General features: G+C 37.2%; 27 protein-coding genes. All 27 read left to right on the top strand.

All coding sequences use genetic code 11. The annotated features are described in order from the left end of the window. A partial coding sequence (locus C9J34_RS04385; protein ID WP_107838649.1) for a DNA-methyltransferase occupies positions 1–565 on the top strand: 565 nt, incomplete at its 5' end. Positions 566–605: 40 nt separating this feature from the next. Further along, on the top strand, positions 606–809 hold the full coding sequence (locus C9J34_RS04380) for a hypothetical protein (RefSeq protein ID WP_107838648.1): 204 nt from the start codon (positions 606–608) through the stop codon (positions 807–809). Positions 810–1,019: 210 nt separating this feature from the next. Further along, positions 1,020–1,370: a hypothetical protein gene (locus tag C9J34_RS04375; protein WP_107838647.1), complete on the top strand. Its 351-nt coding sequence runs from the start codon at positions 1,020–1,022 to the stop codon at positions 1,368–1,370. Further along, positions 1,367–1,606 carry a hypothetical protein gene (locus tag C9J34_RS04370; RefSeq protein WP_107838646.1) on the top strand — a complete coding sequence of 80 codons (240 nt, stop codon included), beginning with the start codon at positions 1,367–1,369 and terminating at the stop codon, positions 1,604–1,606. Before C9J34_RS04375 ends, C9J34_RS04370 begins: the two co-directional genes overlap by 4 nt. 51 nt (positions 1,607–1,657) lie before the next feature. After that, the gene (locus tag C9J34_RS04365; protein WP_107838645.1) at positions 1,658–1,972 is read left to right on the top strand and encodes a MazG-like family protein; all 315 of its coding nucleotides are present in this window, start codon (positions 1,658–1,660) and stop codon (positions 1,970–1,972) included. Continuing rightward, a complete protein-coding gene (gene thyX, locus C9J34_RS04360; protein WP_107838644.1) occupies positions 1,972–2,706 on the top strand; it encodes an FAD-dependent thymidylate synthase in 735 nt (244 codons plus the stop codon). Before C9J34_RS04365 ends, thyX begins: the two co-directional genes overlap by 1 nt. Positions 2,707–2,734: 28 nt before the next feature. Further along, complete coding sequence (locus tag C9J34_RS04355) at positions 2,735–3,082, top strand: hypothetical protein (RefSeq protein ID WP_107838643.1); 348 nt, start codon at positions 2,735–2,737, stop codon at positions 3,080–3,082. A 1-nt stretch (position 3,083) separates the two neighbouring features. After that, complete coding sequence (locus C9J34_RS04350) at positions 3,084–3,503, top strand: DUF722 domain-containing protein (RefSeq protein ID WP_107838642.1); 420 nt, start codon at positions 3,084–3,086, stop codon at positions 3,501–3,503. Then, positions 3,503–3,673 carry a hypothetical protein gene (locus tag C9J34_RS21820; RefSeq protein WP_193768888.1) on the top strand — a complete coding sequence of 57 codons (171 nt, stop codon included), beginning with the start codon at positions 3,503–3,505 and terminating at the stop codon, positions 3,671–3,673. Before C9J34_RS04350 ends, C9J34_RS21820 begins: the two co-directional genes overlap by 1 nt. Positions 3,674–3,796: 123 nt before the next feature. Next, complete coding sequence (locus C9J34_RS21815; protein ID WP_193768887.1) at positions 3,797–3,955, top strand: hypothetical protein; 159 nt, start codon at positions 3,797–3,799, stop codon at positions 3,953–3,955. A 203-nt stretch (positions 3,956–4,158) separates the two neighbouring features. Continuing rightward, positions 4,159–4,422, top strand: coding sequence for a hypothetical protein (locus tag C9J34_RS04340; RefSeq protein WP_107838640.1), 264 nt, complete (start codon positions 4,159–4,161; stop codon positions 4,420–4,422). Beyond that, positions 4,422–4,718 (top strand): HNH endonuclease, encoded by a 297-nt coding sequence (locus tag C9J34_RS04335; protein ID WP_107838639.1) that lies wholly within the window; start codon positions 4,422–4,424, stop codon positions 4,716–4,718. The genes C9J34_RS04340 and C9J34_RS04335 overlap by 1 nt, the downstream gene beginning before the upstream one ends. 128 nt (positions 4,719–4,846) lie before the next feature. Further along, the gene (locus C9J34_RS04330) at positions 4,847–5,173 is read left to right on the top strand and encodes a P27 family phage terminase small subunit (RefSeq protein ID WP_193768886.1); all 327 of its coding nucleotides are present in this window, start codon (positions 4,847–4,849) and stop codon (positions 5,171–5,173) included. Further along, on the top strand, positions 5,170–6,882 hold the full coding sequence (locus C9J34_RS04325) for a terminase TerL endonuclease subunit (RefSeq protein ID WP_107838637.1): 1,713 nt from the start codon (positions 5,170–5,172) through the stop codon (positions 6,880–6,882). The genes C9J34_RS04330 and C9J34_RS04325 overlap by 4 nt, the downstream gene beginning before the upstream one ends. A 75-nt stretch (positions 6,883–6,957) precedes the next feature. Continuing rightward, positions 6,958–8,055: a phage portal protein gene (locus C9J34_RS04320; protein ID WP_107838636.1), complete on the top strand. Its 1,098-nt coding sequence runs from the start codon at positions 6,958–6,960 to the stop codon at positions 8,053–8,055. After that, positions 8,055–8,834 carry a head maturation protease, ClpP-related gene (locus C9J34_RS04315; protein WP_107838635.1) on the top strand — a complete coding sequence of 260 codons (780 nt, stop codon included), beginning with the start codon at positions 8,055–8,057 and terminating at the stop codon, positions 8,832–8,834. The genes C9J34_RS04320 and C9J34_RS04315 overlap by 1 nt, the downstream gene beginning before the upstream one ends. Before the next feature lie 26 nt (positions 8,835–8,860). Then, the gene (locus tag C9J34_RS04310) at positions 8,861–10,042 is read left to right on the top strand and encodes a phage major capsid protein (RefSeq protein WP_107838634.1); all 1,182 of its coding nucleotides are present in this window, start codon (positions 8,861–8,863) and stop codon (positions 10,040–10,042) included. 44 nt (positions 10,043–10,086) lie between these two features. Then, positions 10,087–10,284: a termination factor Rho gene (locus C9J34_RS04305; protein WP_107838633.1), complete on the top strand. Its 198-nt coding sequence runs from the start codon at positions 10,087–10,089 to the stop codon at positions 10,282–10,284. Next, positions 10,271–10,552, top strand: a complete 282-nt coding sequence (locus C9J34_RS04300; protein WP_107838632.1) for a hypothetical protein — start codon at positions 10,271–10,273, stop codon at positions 10,550–10,552. Before C9J34_RS04305 ends, C9J34_RS04300 begins: the two co-directional genes overlap by 14 nt. After that, on the top strand, positions 10,549–10,908 hold the full coding sequence (locus tag C9J34_RS04295; RefSeq protein ID WP_107838631.1) for a phage head closure protein: 360 nt from the start codon (positions 10,549–10,551) through the stop codon (positions 10,906–10,908). Before C9J34_RS04300 ends, C9J34_RS04295 begins: the two co-directional genes overlap by 4 nt. An 8-nt stretch (positions 10,909–10,916) precedes the next feature. Then, positions 10,917–11,297, top strand: a complete 381-nt coding sequence (locus C9J34_RS04290) for an HK97-gp10 family putative phage morphogenesis protein (protein WP_107838630.1) — start codon at positions 10,917–10,919, stop codon at positions 11,295–11,297. Next, positions 11,294–11,626, top strand: coding sequence for a hypothetical protein (locus C9J34_RS04285; RefSeq protein WP_107838629.1), 333 nt, complete (start codon positions 11,294–11,296; stop codon positions 11,624–11,626). Before C9J34_RS04290 ends, C9J34_RS04285 begins: the two co-directional genes overlap by 4 nt. A 2-nt stretch (positions 11,627–11,628) precedes the next feature. Then, positions 11,629–12,246, top strand: coding sequence for a major tail protein (locus C9J34_RS04280; protein ID WP_107838628.1), 618 nt, complete (start codon positions 11,629–11,631; stop codon positions 12,244–12,246). A gap of 69 nt (positions 12,247–12,315) precedes the next feature. Continuing rightward, positions 12,316–12,642, top strand: coding sequence for a hypothetical protein (locus tag C9J34_RS04275; RefSeq protein ID WP_107838627.1), 327 nt, complete (start codon positions 12,316–12,318; stop codon positions 12,640–12,642). Positions 12,643–12,863: 221 nt separating this feature from the next. After that, complete coding sequence (locus C9J34_RS04265) at positions 12,864–17,414, top strand: phage tail tape measure protein (protein WP_107838625.1); 4,551 nt, start codon at positions 12,864–12,866, stop codon at positions 17,412–17,414. Next, positions 17,411–18,232: a phage tail domain-containing protein gene (locus C9J34_RS04260; protein ID WP_193768885.1), complete on the top strand. Its 822-nt coding sequence runs from the start codon at positions 17,411–17,413 to the stop codon at positions 18,230–18,232. Before C9J34_RS04265 ends, C9J34_RS04260 begins: the two co-directional genes overlap by 4 nt. Before the next feature lie 16 nt (positions 18,233–18,248). Continuing rightward, the coding region (locus C9J34_RS04255; protein WP_107838623.1) for a hypothetical protein at positions 18,249–19,133 on the top strand (885 nt) is incomplete at its 3' end.

Here is a 19,133-nt window from a genome sequence, read left to right as displayed (position 1 = left end):
TAATGGCGCAATCGTTTTATTTGCTCAAACTCCTTTTGATAAAGTGTTAGGCTGCAGCAATTTAGAAATGCTTCGTTATGAGTGGATATGGATTAAAAGCAACGGTACGGGTTTTTTAAATGCAAAAAAAATGCCATTAAAGGTACATGAAAATATATTAGTATTCTATAAGAATTTGCCGACATACAATCCACAAAAAACATATGGTCATAAACCAGTAAATAAATACAAAAAACATTCTAGTGATGGAAGTAACTACGGTAAAACAGAAATTGGTATAGAAGGTGGAGGACAAACAGACCGTTATCCAGTAGATGCTTTGTATTTTGCTAGAGATAAAGAACGGTACCACCCAACACAGAAACCAGAAGCGTTATGTGAATATCTGATTAAGACCTATTCCAACGAAGGAGACATTATATTGGATAATTGTTGTGGTGGTGGTACAAGCCTTGTTGCTGCCAAAAAATTGAATAGGCAGTTTTATGGAATTGACACAGAATTGAAATTTATAAATATCAGCAAGGAACGACTGCAGAATGTGCAATTAGAATTAGTGATTTAGTTAATAAACATAATGACCAAAATGTGAAGGAGTGAATTTTATGAAAAAGGTACAGGTTTCAGTGCATTTTAACGGTGCTTCTAATTATTACTATTTTCCGATGGATAAAGAAACCTTTATGAAACAATGGAATAATCAAATAGCTGGTATTGGTTTTTATTCAGCAGATGACGAAAAAGGTTGTTTTATAGTAATCAACCCAACGAATTGTGGTGCTATTGAAGTTTTAGAAGTTACTGCGTAGTTTGACCATAGGAGGTTGCCATGAAAAAATTATTTTTGGGCAAGTGTAAATGGTGTGGTAAGAGTTTTAGAAAACGTTTTTTGCATCGCCACACAAACGGTTTATTAAGTTATTATTGTTCTAAAAAATGTAAAAAACAAGATATAGATTGTCCATTTTGAATGAAAGTTAATCAGTATTTTGACCAAAATGTGAGGAAGGGGATTAAAAATGCAGGTGCAACTTTCATTGTTTACTGATGATAAGAGCATTTTATTGAAATGTTGGAGTAGCCAAAATAAGGTGTTAGAGCAATATGCGAAAGAGAATCCATCAAAATCGCAATTAACAACAACATTAAAAGAAAAGTATGGAGTCGGTGGATTTGCATCACCATTAATAAAACCGAACTATGTAAATCGGGGTGTATATAACAGTAGCGGTATCGAGTTAGCAGGCTTTGACGATAATGGGAACGTGTTAACCGAGCATTTTACTTGGTCAGATGTAGCCAGTGAAATCATAAATATGATAAAAAATGATACAGCTTATTATGACCAAAGAAAGGAGTGTTTATCTTGAACGCTAACGAGATATTAAAACATTGCGTGATTGTAGAGATTACCCAATGCGAAAAAGATAGCTACTGGTATTCAAATTTGGTAGGTAAACAATTAGTAGCCTATGCCTATAATCCTGATTACCAAGAAATTTATTGCTGCCATATAGACGATATGTACAATAGTCAAGCCGTCATACCTGTTGCAAATTGCAAAATTGTACAAGGTAATCTAAATCAATTAGCAGATATGTCTTAATAAACACAATGACCAAAATGAGTAGTAAAAAAACGAAAAGAGGGAAAGAAAATGAACGAATTAATCAAACAAGTAGAACAATGGTCAATTAATAAAGGATTGGACAAGGCTGAATCTAGCAAACAATTTTTGAAAGTGGTAGAGGAAGTTGGTGAGGTAGCTGCTGCGTTAGCTCGTAATGACATGGAAGCTTTACAAGATGGCATCGGGGATGTAGTAGTGACACTTATTATATTAGCTCAGCAACATGAAATGTATTTGCATGAATGCTTACAATGCGCCTATGACGAAATTAAAGGACGCACAGGGAAAATGGTTGATGGTGTATTTATTAAATCTAGTGACTTATCTGTGGAGGGCAAATAATGAATATTACGTTATTAGGACATACGCAATTAAGCCTTTCGGTAATAGAAAGTATTTTAAATTCAAAAAATAAATATTTATTCTTCGTTGAATTTGAAGAGTGGTCGGGTGATACAACTGATGGTCAAGTTATCGCATTAGCAGCAATTCGTCAATGTTATTCACATAAAACAGCCTTAGAAGTGCTTGAAACAGAATCAGAAAAGTATTTCGGTGATAAAGGGCAAGAAGGCAAACGTTTGTTCAATCACATTGTAAAAAGTGGTCATACTAGCACGCTTGAACATATCCATTTTACATTTGCTGTTGAAGGTGTATCACGTGCTTTATTAGCACAATTAACGCGCCATAGACAATTATCATTCAGCGTACAATCGCAACGTTATAACAAGTTTAGTAGTGATAGTCGTAGTGGTGGGTTTGATTATGTGATTCCTGAATCGGTGTACAAAGAAAAAGTTCCAGGTGAATTTCAATTAATGATGACTGAAATACAAAAAATGTATGACAAGCTAATCAATTTTGGCATCCCACAAGAAGATGCGAGAGCAGTATTGCCGAATGCAGCGACTTGCAATTTAGTAGTATCAGGCAACTTACGAGCATGGTTGGAATTTTACAGTAAGCGTAAAAAAGGAAATGGCGCGCAGGCTGAAATTGCAGAATTTGCAGAGTGTATTAAAAACGCAATAATCGAAGTGGAATCGTGGACAAGTGATTATTTTGAATCGTAAACCATGACAAATAAAAGGGGATAATATCATGCAAAAAGAAAAGAGGTTGAAACGTTTAGCGATTTTAAAAAAAGTCGATGAATTACTCACTAAATGCGATTGTGTAAATAGTAATCTTGATTGTAAAAATTGCATTAGGTTAAGCAGATTAGGTAATCAACTATTGAAATTATCGACAGCTAAAAAACCGAAAAATGGTATACCTATCAATTTTGATAGATTAATAACTATTGAAAAGTACAATCAATATAAAAGCAAAGGCTTAACGGATGGGAAAATTGCATTAAAGTTAGGTGTTTCCAAAAGCGCATTTTTAGGGTGGAAACGGTCAAAGGGGATTGCCAAACAGTATCGTAAAAGTAAGGTGGTAAGGTAACGTGAGCAAGTTATCAACAGTACAAAATAAAGCCATAGAAGAGTATTGGCTCAATATTGACCAATATCGCAAAGACTTAAAATATCGTGAATGGGAGCTTCTTGAAAATAAAAAACAAGATGAAAATATTGGTGGTGGTAGGTCAAATAGAATCAGTGATACAACTGCTAATAAAGTCATGATTCTTACAAACGATGAGCGTTATCAACACTTGAAAAAGATTATTCAAGCTGTGGAAGGCACATATGAAAGTTTAGATGATGACCAAAAAACAATAGTTCAGATGCGTTATTGGGACAAGGATAACAACTGTTATGAATGGTCACATGTAGCAGATGATTTATATATGAGCGTGCAGCGTGTACTACGCAAACGTAATGCTTTAATTGATGAAACAGCTAAAAGATTGGGGTGGGTGTGATGAACATAATACATGCAATAGAACAAATGCAAGCTATGCTACGAGATATTTCTCCTTTGCTATGGGAATATAAACAAGATTTAAAGAAGCAAGGTTTTACAGAACAACAAGCATTTGATTTAGTTAGAGACTATCAAAAGATAATGTTCACTCAAGACGATAACCAATAGCGTAATTGTGCCATATAGCGAATTACGCAAAAATCTGTAGTAAATTGATAACATCGAATAATTATCACAAAGTCGTGAGCGATTGCTTGCGGCTTTTTATTATGCATTCAAAAGGAGATATAAATGAGCGAAGCATCGAAAACAAGCGTTTCAACAGGTATCGGATTCGGTTCAGCATTGGCTATTGCTATTTCTTGGAGCATACACAAATCAATCTTTTGGGCATGTGTACATGGTTTCTTTAGTTGGTTCTATGTAATTTACTATGCATTAACTCGTTAACATTGAAAGGCGGTGAACACCATGATAATTTACGATTTAATCGATGATGAAACACGACAACTGTTAAATGCGAAAAAGCCTGTTGTTCATAGGAATCAACAAAATAACAGGAAAAATGTAAAGTATACCGAACACGAATTATTGGAATTGATGGGGTGTAATCGAGATAGGTATAAGAAAGTGAATGGGAAGGTGAAAAGGAAATGAAATTACCAGAAGGAATAACAACAGTTCCGTATATTGATAAACAAACAGGCGAGTTACGAGTACACGTTCAATACTCAAAAGAATATATCAATTCCGTTGTGCTTAGGATTCTTGATGAACGTATTGCACGTGCTGAAATGGCATTGCCTTTATGTAAACATACCAAGCGCAAACATCGTTTGAATAAGTTACTAATTGCATTAAAAGAAGCAAGAAAACGATACAACAATGAATTGATTGAGCTTGAAGGTGATACTTAATGCAATACAAAACAAAGCAAGAACAAATTTCATTTTATAAATCATCTGTATGGCAATCATTACGCCTTGAAGCACTCGAACGTGACAACTATGAATGTGTATGGTGCGCTGAGGAAGGTAAAGTGACGACACAATATGATGAAGTATTAGAAATTGACCATATCCATGAGATTGAACATCATCCAAAACTTGCACTCGAATTAGACAATCTACGCACATTATGCAAACCATGTCATAACAAGCGGCACAACAGGTTCGACGGCAAAGAAAAGCGTTGGAACGATGAAATGTGGTAAAGAAATGTTAAATATAAGCCCCCCGTCATTTACTTTTTTAGGAAAAAATTTAGCCCGGGACCGGAGAGGGGCTCGTTTGTCTAAAAATAAAGTCTAAAAATATCACATTTGGAGGGAGGAGGGTATATGTGGAAAAAGGTATTAAGAAAATCGAAAAAGATTTATTAGCACGTCACGCTGATGACCCTATAAAATTATCAAAAGTCCATCGCTATATAAGGTTTTTAAAGATTGATTTAAGTTGTGATACCGATATTGATAAAGATGGAACGACTATAAAAATAGAAAACGGTACGCAGAACTTTTTAAAACAGCATCCAGCGATTGCGACAAAGTTGTCAATATCCAAAGAGATTGAAAAGTTAGAAGATGCACTCGGAATAAAAATTGAAAGTGAGCCTGCTGCCACTGCCCCCTCAACTGTGGAGGACAAAGGTAGGACGAGCTTAATTTGATTAGTCATAAGTACATCGAGAAATATATTAAGCTATGGCGTGACGGCAAAATAATTTTAAATAAAAGGCGTATTAAATTAATTGAGTTGATAGAGCGTGAAATACTTATTGCAGATGATATGTATTTTGATAATGAACAAATCGAAAACTATATTACATTTACAGAAAAGTATTACTTCCCACTCACGTTGACACAAAAATTTAAGACGTGTTTTATTTTTTTATATTACAATGACGGCTCTTTGGTGTTTGATGAACACTTAGACTATGAGGGGCGTGGTGGCGGTAAAACGGGGCGTATATCTACGCTAGCAAATTATTTTATTAGCGAATTACATGGCATAGATAATTACAACGTATCAGTTGTTGCGAACTCTGAAAAGCAAGCGAAAATGTCGTTTACAGAAGTGTATAACACTATTGATAAAGACGACACGCTAAAAGAGCATTTTGTTAATAAAAAAGCGCTGATTGAATCACGTAGCACCAAATCAGTATTTCAATATCATACTTCTAACGCTTCAACTAAAGATGGCTTGCGTGATGGTTGTGTAATTTTCGAAGAAATTCACCAATATGAAAACTCATCTACTGTAAACGTATTTACTTCTGGACTTGGTAAAGTGCCAAATCCACGAATATTTTATGTTGGTTCTGATGGGTATGTAAGGGAAGGATTTTCAGACAAATTAATTGAACGAGCAGATAATATTTTAGATGGCCATGTCAGCATACGTGATGATGGTCTTTTTGCGTTTATGTGTAATTTAGATGACGAAGCAGAAATGCATAATTCTGAAATGTGGCAAAAGGCAAACTCGCAATTCCACCCACCGTTAACAACATATGCAAAAACGTTGTTTAAAACGGTTATGAAGCAATATAACAAGTTAGAACATGACCCCGATGGCTACGAAGAATTTATTACAAAGCGTATGAATTTACCGAAAGTTGATTTAGAAAAATCGGTGACAAGTTGGGAGAAAATCAAGGCTACAGACCAAGCTTACAATTTCGATGAATTGAAAAAACGCGAATGTATTGGCTGTTTGGACTATGCGGCTGTTCGTGATTTTGTAGCAATGGGGTTATTATTTTTGAAGAATGATAGTTTCATTGTGCCGAAGGAATTAACTCATTCATATGTTTGTAGGCCATTTGCAGACAAGCATTATGCCTACAGCAAAAAGAAAGCTGAAAATAACAATAAGAAAGACCATCGAAAATTTGCGCCAATACGCGAATGGGAAAATGATGGTCTTTTATCTGTGCTTGATATTGAAACAATGGACCCGCATTTAGTTGTGAAATGGTTTATTGACAAGCGCGATGAAGGCTGGAACATTAAAAAAATCATCGGCGATAACTTCAAAATGGATATTCTCAAACCGTTGTTCGAAGCGGCTGACTTTGAAGTTGAAGTTATACGAAATCCTGATGCGGCAAGTGGATTGTTAGCACCAAGAATTGAAATTGCTTTTGAAAATGAGCAAGTAATATTTGGGGACAATCCACTAATGCGTTGGTACACAAATAACGTGCTTGTTAAGCGGCTGCCTAACGGAAATAAGGTATATCGCAAAAAAGAGGAAACAAAACGTAAAACAGATGGTTTTATGATGTTTTTATACGGCGTTTGGGGTTCGCGCGATTTAGAGGACACCGATGTGGACGGCGTACTTGACTTCTTGGATAGCATCACATTTTAGTAAAGGGGGTGAGGTATTGGGGTAATTTTAGATGCTATTTTTCGCAATAGAGAAATCGGAAAAGAAGCTGCTGAAATGTGGGATTTTGATATTTTCGGAATCGACATTGAACAACGAACTTACTTAAAAAAGACAGCTATTGAAACCTGTATCAATTTTATTGGCCGAACCATTTCTTTAGCTGAATTTCGTTTTACTAAAGATGGAAAAAAAGCCAAAAGTGATTGGGACTACTTACTTAATGTGCGTCCGAATACAGACCAATCGGCGGCGGATTTTTGGCAAGATTTTGTTTATAAATTATTGCACGAAAATGAAGTGCTTGTGATTTTGAGTGACAATAACGACTTGCTAATTGCCGATAGTTTTAATCGTGTGGAGTACGCTGTATATCCTGACATTTTTAAAAACGTTGTTGTAAAAGGATATGAGTTTAAAAAATCATTTGAAATGAGCGAAGTAATTCATATTTCGTATAATAATGAAAAATTCACACGCTTTTTAGATGGCATGTTTAAGGACTATACGGAATTGTTTAGCCGAATGATTGAAACGAATATGTATGCAAATCAAATTCGAGCACTCGCGGGTATGGATGCTAATACGAAATTAGATGAAGAAAATCAAGTGAAATTACAAAACTTCATCGACCGTATGTTTAATGCTTTCCGAAAAAAGGCGTTTGCTATCGTTCCACAAATTAAAGGTTTCAATTATGAGGAAATTACAAAAGGTGTAAAAAATGAAGGTCGCTCGGTTGAGGAATTAGGGAAGCTTAAAAAAGATTTAACAAGTCATGTAGCGAATATTTTAGGCATTCCGGCAACACTTATACATGGCGATATGGCGGAGTATGAAACGGCCGTAAAAGCTTATATCAAGTTTTGTATTGAGCCATTGATTAAAAAAATTAGGGATGAGCTTAACGCAAAATTAATCGACCGTGACGACTATATGAATGGTGAACGAATCAACATACACGGCGTGACTGAATTAAGTCCACTAGAACTTGCTACAGCGATTGACAAGCTTGTTGCTAGTATGGTTTATACACCGAACGAAGTACGTGTAATGTTAGGCGATGAGCCTTCCACAGATGAGAGATTAAACAAGCATTACTTTACAAAAAACTATCAAGAATTAGATTCCGTTGAAGGAGGTGAGAAAGAATAATGAAGTTCTTAACAAAAGAAGATTTTTTTAATTCATTTAAAAATCAAAATTACGTAGAACAATTAAAGCAAATTCCGCAAAAATTTAATGCTGTCCACAATGAAGAAACAAAAACATCAGAAATAACAATTTACGGTGTCATCGGCACGTCATGGTGGAATGATTCGTTTTCTGCTGCCGATATTGACGAAGCATTAAAAGCGGCGGGCGATAATGATATTATTATCAATTTGAATAGCCCGGGCGGTGATGCATTCGATGGTATTTCAATTTTCAACCGTTTAAAACGTCACAATGGAAAAATCACTATTCACGTTGATGGTTGGGCATGTTCAGCGGCTTCAATAATTGCAATGGCAGCAGATGAGTTAATCATGGAGCTTGGTTCAATGTTTATGATTCATGAGGCTTCTAACGTTATTTGGGGCACTAAAACAGACATGCGAAAAGAAGCTGATGTGCTCGAAGCATTGGAGGAGGGTATTATCAACATTTACATGACGAAAACAAATTTAAGTCGTGAAGATGTACGGGCTAAAGTTGATGCAGAAACATGGTTTAGTGCAAATAAAGCGGTAGAATATGGTTTTGCCGATAAAGCAAATGGCGTTGATTCCAATAACGAAAACAAACCACAAAATGCAGTATTAACTGTGGAGGACAAACGAGGAATCTTGAACGAATTACAAGGGATTTTAAAACCAAATAATCAAAATGAAGAGCCATCGGAGCCGCAACCACAAAAGGTTACAGCTAAACGAAAAGGGTTCTTTTTTTAATACTTAAAAACAGGAGGTCATTATAAATGACAATGAAATTAAAAGGACAAATGGATAACTTTAAGGCGAAGAAAAAAGCCTACACGGATTTATTAAATGATGAAAACGCAACAAATGAACAAGTGCAAAACGCTGTAGATGAAATGTTTACAGCGTTACAAAATGATTTAACTGAAAAAATTACAGCGGAAGCACGTAATGAATCAGCAGATACACAAATTTTAGTAGCACGTGGACAACATATTTTAACGTCCGAAGAAACAGCGTTTTATAATCAAGTTGTTGCTGACGGCGGATTTAATGACGAATCAGTTTTACCCGAATCAGTACAGGAACGTGTATTTGAAGGTTTAACAAAAGAGCGTCCGTTATTAGCTGCAATCGGGTTACAAGATTTAGGGGCAGCGACTAAATTTATTTATTCTGACCCTACTCTTGCGTACGCATGGAAAGAAATTTTCGGTGAAATCACAGGTCAAGTCAATGCTGCATTCCGTGACGAAAAAATTACTCAGTTGAAATTAACGGCATTCGGCGCTATTCCGAATGACATGTTGGAACTTGGTCCAGTTTGGGTTGACCGTTACATGACGACTTTATTAATCGAATCATTGGCAGCGGGCTTAGAATATGGCTTAGTCAATGGTCGTGGTCCAGTACAAAATGAGCCAGTCGGTTTGATGAAAGATGTAAACTCAACAACAGGTGCGGTTACTGATAAAACATCAAGCGGTACATTAACATTCGCGCCGTCAGAGCGTGGGGAAACGGTTGTCGCTGAATTATACGGCGTACTTAAAGAGTTATCGACAAACGAAAAAGGTGACTTCCGCAAAATTTTAAATAAAGTCGTAATGGTATTAAATCCAATTGATGCATTAGCTGTACAAGCGCGACACACGATTCAAAATGATTCGGGTGTGTTTGTTATGAATTTACCATACAACTTGACGGTTGTGGATTCAGAAGAAATTCCAGTGGGCAAAGTATTATTCTTTGTGCAAGGTGAATACGTAGCGGCTATCGCAGGTGGCTATAAACTTAAAAAGTTTGACCAAACATTAGCTATGGAAGATGCGACATTGTACACGATTAAACGTTTCGCTAACGGACGTCCGAAGGATAACAAAGCGGCATTAGTTTACGATTTAGACGTTCAATTCCCTGTACCGGAAGAAGATGACAATACAGGAACGCCAGAGCCTTAATATAGGGCTTTAGGCGTTTTTAATTTGAAAGGAGGTAATAGATAATGGCAGAGAAATATAAGGTCGTACAGCGCTTTAAAGAGGTGAAACACGGCGGACATATTTATGAAGTCAATGACTATTATCCTGTGGAAGGCAAACGAGCGACAAAGGCTAGAATTGCACAATTAACTACCACAAATAATAAAGAAAACGAGATTTTTATCGTTGCTGAAACGAGTGATGTAGATGGCGACAATTGATGAAATTATCCTAACCGAATTTAAAGAGCGTATGAAACTCGGTGATGATGAGGACGATAATTTAACACGCATCTTAAAAGCGTCCACAGAGGACTTACAAGCGGTTTGCGGTGATTATGATATAAACACTAGTGAACGTTTTAAAGAGCTTGTATTTGAGCGCTCACGCTATGTTTACAACGATGTACTAGAGCATTTCTCCGACAATTTTTTAACGCAAATTGTTAACCTATCAATCGAAAAGGCGATGGAGGAAAAAGAAGAATGAAACGTATTCCGAAGCCGATTGTTGAACAGCAGAAATTAAACAGTGGAGAAATGCGAAATAAAATCGAAATACAGGAGTTTGTCGAAACGGTCAATGAAAACGGCTATCCTGTGGAGGATTGGCAAACAAAATGTAAACTATGGGCGAAAATTAAAACGGTCAAAGGCTCGGAAGTTATTAAAGCGGCAGCGGAAGTAAATACAGAAACTTATCGCTTTATAGTGCGGCATGTAGACGGTTTGAATGCTAAACAACGCATTGTTTTTAAAGGGCGTATTTACGACATACAAGCCGTTTTAAATGACGATGAATTACACAATACATTAACTATTATTGCAGTTGTGAGAAAGCCGTAGGTGATGCTATGAGGGTTGACTTTACAGGCTTAGAAGAGCTACAGCGGACATTACAGCAAAGGTTAGACGTAGAGCAAATCGAAGAGCCGGTTTTAAATAAAGCGGCAGAACATTTGGCAGATGCATTAGAAGAAAATGTGTATAATTACGGCTTTAAAAAGCGTTCGGGTAAGTCGGAAAAATCAATAGTAATCGATAAAAAGATTGTGGATGGCTCACTCGCTGTAGGTTTAAGTAATCAAAATAATGATGCCTTTTACCTCTACTTCCACGAAACAGGCACATCTAAAATGCCAGCTCGTCCGTGGTTTCGTCCGACTTTCGAGAATGAAATGAATCGTATTATTGAAATTATGAAGCAAGAGCTACGAAGGAGGATGCACCTATGAGCATTAATAAAATCATACGTGACGCATTACTTCCTTTGGGTGTACCTGTCATGTATATGACCTATACAGGTACAGAACAAACATATATAACCTTCTTTCGTTATAACGAGCGAGGGGCAATACTAGCTGATGATTTTGAACAGGTCACAAGGCATAGCGTACAAGTTGATGTATGGGGCAAAGGTGACATTGAATCATTAGCAGAATCAGTTAAAAAAACTTTACAAGCGGTTGGCTTTAGACGAGTAGGCTTTTTCGAAGATTATGAAAAAGACACGAAAATCTATCATAAAGCCTATCGCTTTTATTATGACAAGGAGGCTATTTAATTATGGCAGGAGTATTAATCGGTTTATCAGATTTACACTATACAAAAATTATAAGCGGAGCGACTACACCCGAAACAGCATTTGCAGGTGAAATCAAAAAATTAGCAAAAGCAATTGAAGCGGGCATTACACCAAATACATCTAATGCCGTGTTATATGCAGATGATGGGGCGGCAGAATCAGCATCAGCCGAAGGAGAAACAGAAATTTCATTAACTGTAGATGCTATCGCAACAGCTATTTATGCAGACTTGTTAGGCAAAGAAACGAATGCAGATGGTGTTGTAATGGATTCAACAGGTGATGTTGCGCCAAATGTTGCACTCGCATTTCGTGCACTAAAATCGAACGGAAAATACCGTTATTTTTGGTACTACAAAGGCACGTTCCAACTTCCAGAGGAAAGCTATCAAACTAAAGGTGAATCTATCGAATACAACACACCATCAATCAATGGTGTATTTGTACATTCGGATATTGTTAAAAACGCACAGGGTAATGGTATCAAGCGTATGTTTGTGGACGAGGACGACCAGGGCGTAAATGCTGATGTTATCGCAAATTGGTTTAATGCGGTTTATACAGGCGTTACGGAGGAAGAGGAAACACCAGAACCTTAAAAATGATTGAGAGGGTGATTTATTCACTCTCTTTTTTGTTTGCATTTTATGAGAAAAGGAGCGTTTTAAATGACTAGTAAAGCAGAAGTTATGAAGGATAAAGGCGTAAAGATTACATTAGGTGGCAAGGAATTTGAAGCGAAATTTGACTTAAATGCATTATGTGATTTACAAGAAAAATTTGGTGGTTTTGATGAAGCATTTGAAAACATAGATAAAGACTTTTCTAAAATTCGTATGTTATTGCATCTCGCATTAGCGAATGGAGAAAATGAAAAAATGACCGAACGTGAAATTGGTGCATTAATTGATATTCGCAATTTAGATACAATAACAAATGCTTTAGAAGAGGCGTTTAACGGAGCTATGCCCTCCACAGAAGAAGAGGGAAAGTAAACGATCCGCAAGGCGATAAACAGTTGCCAGCGGATTTTTTTATATACATCGGAACCGTACATTTACGCATGGATGAACAAACAGTGTGGAGGGCAACACCACGCAAGCTATTAGCGCTTTGGGATAGACATTGCATTTTCAAAGGTTGGAAAAAAGAAAAAAAGCAAGCTAGCAAAGTGTTCATTGACCAAATCCAGTTGTAGAAAGATGGTGAAATAATAATGACAACAGGTGATGTAGGTAATTTAAGAGTTAAATTGTCACTAGATAATGCACAATTTGAACGCTCTGTGGCTAGTATGAATAGGACTTTGCAAGCAATAGGACAAGAAATACGCGGATTACAAAATCGTGGTCGTGAATGGGGTTCTAGCATTGACGGATTGCGTCAAAAGCAAGAAGCATACAGCAGATTGCTTGAAGGACAGCAAACTAAAGTAAGACGGTTAGCAGATGAGTATGAAAAGGCAAAACAACGTTATGGAGAAAATTCCGCAGAGGCTGAAAGGTTAGCTGTACAACTTAATAGAGCTTCTGCCGAAATGGACCGTACACAGCGAGAATTAAATGAAACGACAGCCGAACTAGAACGCCAAGAACGCGAATTAGCACAATCACAAACGGCATGGGCGCGTTTTGGAGAAGCGGCACAACGAGCTGGAGCTAAGCTAAAAGCAGTTGGCGATAGTATGAAGAATATCGGAAGAAATATGTCTATGTATGTGACCGCACCGATTACGGCGCTTGGAGCAGGAGCTTTTAAAGCGGCTACAGACTTTGAATCAGCTTTCGCAGGAGTAAGAAAAACAGTTGATACAACAGAAGAGGGTTTTGCAAAGTTAGAAAAAGGCATACGTGACATGGCTAAAGAGTTGCCAGCAAGTGCTAGTGATATTGCAGCGGTTGCTGAAAGTGCCGGACAGCTCGGAATTGCGGAAGATAAAATTCTTTCTTTCTCTCGAACAATTATTGATTTAGGTGAATCAACAAATATGACACGTGAGCAAGCTGCTACAGAGTTTGCGAGATTTGCTAACATCGTAGGAATGTCACAGGACAATTTCGACCGTCTAGGATCATCAATCGTTGGTCTTGGTAATACAATGGCGACAACCGAATCAGAAATTATGAGTATGGGTATGAGGCTTGCCGCCCAGGGTAAACAAGTCGGCATGACAGAAGCTGAAATTATGGCTTTAGCGGGTACTATGTCCAGTTTAGGTATACAGGCTGAAATGGGTGGTACAGCAATGACCACTATTCTTAAAAAGATTCAAACTGCCGTATTAGATGGAGGAGCAGGATTACGAGACTTTGCGGAAGTATCTCAGATGTCGGCAGAAGAATTTAAAAAGCTTTATAACACAAGTGCTATATCAGCATTAGATGCATTTTCAAAAGGTTTATCTACAATTTCTAGTCGCGGGGAAAATGTATCGGCAGTGTTGAAAGACATCGGAATAAAAGGCATTTATGAATCGGATGTAATGATGCGTCTTTCGGGTGCTTCTGAATTATTAGCTGGTGCTATAGATACATCATCAACAGCGTGGGAAGAAAACACAGCTCTTGCGAATGAGGCAGAACAACGCTATGCAACTACAGCTTCACAATTAGCGATGCTTAAAAATAAAGTTGTTGAAATAGCTATTTCGCTTGGTCAAACGTTGATACCTATGATTATGTCTGTAGTCGATAAAATCACGCCAATGATTGAAAAATTCACGTCAATGGAAGATTCGACTAAAAAAATGATTATTGTTATTGGCGGTATTGCAGCGGCAATCGGTCCTGTGCTTGTAGTTCTTGGTACGTTAGTTTCTAGTATTGGTTCAATCGTTTCTGTAGTTGGTGCAGCTTCCGCAGCTTTGGCAAGCATTGGTGGCATTACAGGGGCATTAGGCGTAGCATTTACGGCTTTAACAGGTCCTATTGGTATCGCAGTAGCGGCGATTGCAGGAATTGGAGTAGGGACAGCATTAGTTGTCAAAGAAATGAAAAAATCCTCTATCGAAATGGAAGATTGGTCGAAAGGTGTATCAGAAGCAACAGCCGAAGTTGTAAGCAGCTTTGTAAAAATTTCTGATGATGTAGGGCAGTCGTTAAGCCAGTTACATTTGACTTCTACAACAATCACTTCTGACATTGCTAATGAAATGACAGGTAAATTTGACAGCATGTATTCTCAAATTGTGGAGGGCGCAAACACCAAACATAACGAACAAATGGATAGTTTACGTAATTACTTTTTAAATTCGAGCGCTTTGACGGATGAGGAAGAAAAGAAGATTTTAGAAAAGCAACAACAATCGCACGAAAATGAAATGGCGATTTTAGAATCTAAAAATCAAATAGTTACTGACATCATGAAAAAAGCAGCAGAAGAAAAGCGAGAATTGACAGACCATGAACGTCAAGTCATTGATAATATTAATCTTCAAATGAAAGAAGATGCTGTTCGGGTTTTGTCTGAAAGTGAGGCAGAACAGAAAGTCATACTCGAAAAGATGCGTGCTAATGCTGACGAATTGACAGCGCAACAAGCAGCCGAAGTCGTTAAAAATGCAGTTAAGCAAAAAGAAGAGGTAGTTGCAGAAGCCGAACAAACTTATGAAGAAGCAATAAAAAATATCACAAAAATGCGCGATGAAACAGGAGTTATTTCAGCAGAGCAAGCAGAACGCATGATTGCCGAAGCGCAAAAATCACGAGATACAACTATCAAGTATGCCGAAGAAATGCATGACGAAATTGTCGCTAAAGCACAAGAACAAGCCAAAGAGCACGTAGAACAAGTAGATTGGGAAACAGGCGAAATTTTATCTAAGTGGGGGATGTTCAAAAAGAATGTTTCTAAGAAGTGGAATGAAATTAAAACAGATGCTTCTAAGAAATGGGAAGAAATCAAATCCGATACTATAAGAATTTGGGATGAAATTAAAGCGTGGCCAGGCAAGAAAATCGATGAAATGAAATCATCGGTTGAAAAGAAAATGACTGAGGTTAAAACAAAAATTGAAAGCAAATGGGATGAAGCACAATCATTTTTATCTAATATCAGTCTAATTCAAATAGGTAAAGATATTGTAAATGGACTTATTGAAGGTATTGGTCAGATGTTCGGTAATGTTAAAAAGAAAGTTGAAAGCTTAGCAGGATTAATTCCTGAATGGGCTAAAGATATCTTAGGTATTCAGTCACCATCCACTGAAATGATAGAAGTAGGAAAGTGGACTGGAGAAGGGATTGCTGTTGGTGTAGAAGGAACAAAAAAGCGAAATGAAAAAGCTATCAAAGATGTAACGGCAGTAATGACTAATGCGGCTAAAGCCAATGCGGCAGAAGTTGCAAAAATTGCTGATAAAGCGGAAGCCGACCGTACAAAAATACAACAGTCATATGCTAAAAAACGTAGCAATATGAAAAAAGCAAATGGCAAAAAAATTGCTGAACTTGAAAAAGAAATGCATGGAAAGCTTACGGAAATCAACAATAAAGCATGGGCTAGTATGGTTGAAAAAGAAAAAGAACTCAACAAACAAAAGCTTGAAGCAGTCAAGAAGTTTGTGGACGACAAAAAGAAAGCCAACGAGTTGAGCTTGATTGATGAAGCGCAATATTGGCGTGCGGCATATCAACAATTTAAAACTGGCTCGGCTGAAAATGTTGAGTTACGTAAGCAATATCAAGATAATGTAAAACGTATCAATGACGCTATCACAAGTGTAAATAATGATTTCTTAAGTCGTTCTCAAAAAATCAATGATGATTTAATACAAAATGAACAGCGGTTAAATAAGGAGTATAGCGATGCTGTGGAAAGCCGTTATCAAAATATCGTTAAGTCATTTGGTCTTTTCGACGAAGTAAAACAGCGTGAAGCTGTAACGTCTGAAATGCTATCTAAAAATTTAAATGACCAAGTACAAGCATTACGAGATTGGACAAATCAACTCAATCAACTAGAGCGCCGTAAAGTATCAAAAACGCTTCTTGACGAATTGAAGGCTATGGGTCCATCAGCAATTGAAGAATTAAAAGCTTTAAATTCCATGACGGATAGCGAATTAAAGTCATATCAAAATAATTATCAAGAAAAATCAAAAATGGCTCGCGAACAAGCTATTAAAGAGATGGAACCAATGAAGCAACAAACGCAACAGCAAATTAGTGAAATGCGTAATGCTGCTAATAAAGAGCTTGAAACACTTAATACTGAGTGGCAAGATGCTATTAAGAAAGTCGTTGGAGGTACTGACGAGGAATTAAGGACATTGCACCAAGTCGGTAAGAATGCAGGACAAGGCTTATTAGATGGCTTGAAATCAATGGACAGCTCTTTGCAGAAACAAGCAGAAACTATGGCAAAGACTATTAAAAACACTATTCAAAAGTCACTTGATATTCATTCGCCATCAAGATGGATGCGCGATTTCGTAGTTGGCAACCTAGCGAAAGGTTTTGAGATTGGTGTTAATGATAAGTTGCGTAATGTAATGACTGCTGGGCAAAAATTAGCTACTGCTATTACAAGTCCTGTAGAGGTCGCTACAATGCCTACAGGTGGCAATTTTAACAGTTTATATGGCAGTACATTAAATAATATTGCAAGTGCTTTAAACGCTCAATCTAATGTTAATATGCCTTCCACAATTGTTGTTCAATCGGTATTAGATGGACGTGTAGTAGCAGAGGTTGTAACGCCATTTGTATCTAATAATCAATACAGCGGGGCAAATGTCCGAGCAATGACAAAAGGGGTGAAGATGTGATAATTGAATTTTTAAATGGTCAACAAATTGATTTGGAAAAGCAATATAACTGCAAATTATTAAAGCCATTTGTACCGTCAGTATCACGCTCACCGTCTTTTCAATCTGTGGACGGCAGAGCGCCGATATTGACAAGTATTGATAAAAAAGAACGCTCATTACGTGCTGATTTTATGATTAAAACGTATGATGTAATTGATTTTTACATGCTGCGCGATGAATTAAACGAACTGTTTTTTAGACACGAAAAATTTTATATTATCAACAAAAAATTACCATTTAAAAAATGGCTTGTAACAATGGCAGATAATATTGATATTGTTGGCGAGTATGCACGATTAAATAAGTTTTCTATTAATTTTATATGCGTTAATGAGTATGCGGAAAGTATAGGTACATCATTAGCCCTCCACAGTAATAAAGAATGGGACGTTGATTTATGGGGCTGGGGCATGGGCTTAGATTGGGATAAAGATTATAAGTATATCCATAGTGCTAATAATTTTATTATCAACAATATAGGTAACGTACCAATCGACCCAAGAGTGCATATGCTCGAAATTACTATTAAGGCAACGGCGGCATCTTATTTGCAAATAAAAAACAATACAACAGGTGATGTATACCGATACAATGGCGCATTGACAGCGAGTGACACACTCGTGATAAACGGTATACGTACACTTAAAAATGGTGTATCAGTATTTAAGGACACAAATAAAAGACTAATCACTTTATCGACGGGTGAAAACAATATAACTGTGGAGGGCGGTACTTTAACGAGTATCGCTTTTGATTTTAAGTTTTTATACATGTAAGGAGGGAGTTGCGAATATGACTTTATATAATACTCAATCGCCGATAACAAGGGAAGAACGTAACAATATCAATGCGACATGGCAGGATATTTTAAATCGTTTCAGCGATTTACAACGGCAAATAAATATCCTAGCAGGCGACAATGATGTAGATGAGTTAATACAGCGTATCACTGATACGGTAAATAATGCAGATGCAACATTAACAGATTTACAAGCGGCATTAAATGACGCAACACAATTAATTGACGATATGGTTGCCGCTACTACTTCCGCCACCGATGCGGCAAATGCGGCTAATCAAGCGACAGCAGACGCTACGCAATTAATCAGTGATATGACAGCATTGCAAGGTGATTTAGAGCAATTACAAACGTCACTAGAGCAAAGCATTACAGATGCAACACAAGCAACCACAGGAGCAATTACCGCTACTACAAATGCTAATCAAGCAGCACAAGACGCCCAGCAAGCCACAACAGATGCAACAGATGCAGCTAATCGTGCTAATGACGCAGCATATGCAATCGAGGGTTGGGGACAAGTCGTACCTTACCAAAATGGCACAACATACAGTCGCAATAACCCTGTAACGTATCAAGGTAGTACGTATCAATCTTTAATTGATGATAATGATAGTTTGCCAACTGACAACACAAAGTGGATTGTGATAGCACGCAAGGGGTTAGACGGACAAGGAGCTGTGCAAACAGTTAATGAGCAATTGCCTAACGAGGATGGCAACGTTGATGTGGGTATTGCCCATATTAATGGGCTACAAGTAGCGCTTGACGGTAAGGCAAATGATGCAGATTTGACATCGCTGGAGGATGTAGTTACTACACATTTGGACAAAATGATGCAGTTAAGTCCATCCGTTTTAAAGATTCCTTTAGTTGCT

This window comes from Metasolibacillus meyeri, assembly GCF_003049505.1.
GTDB lineage: Bacteria > Bacillota > Bacilli > Bacillales_A > Planococcaceae > Metasolibacillus > Metasolibacillus meyeri.
The sequence above is the reverse complement of the archived record's forward strand: the minus strand, read 5'-3'. Positions and strand labels throughout refer to the sequence as shown.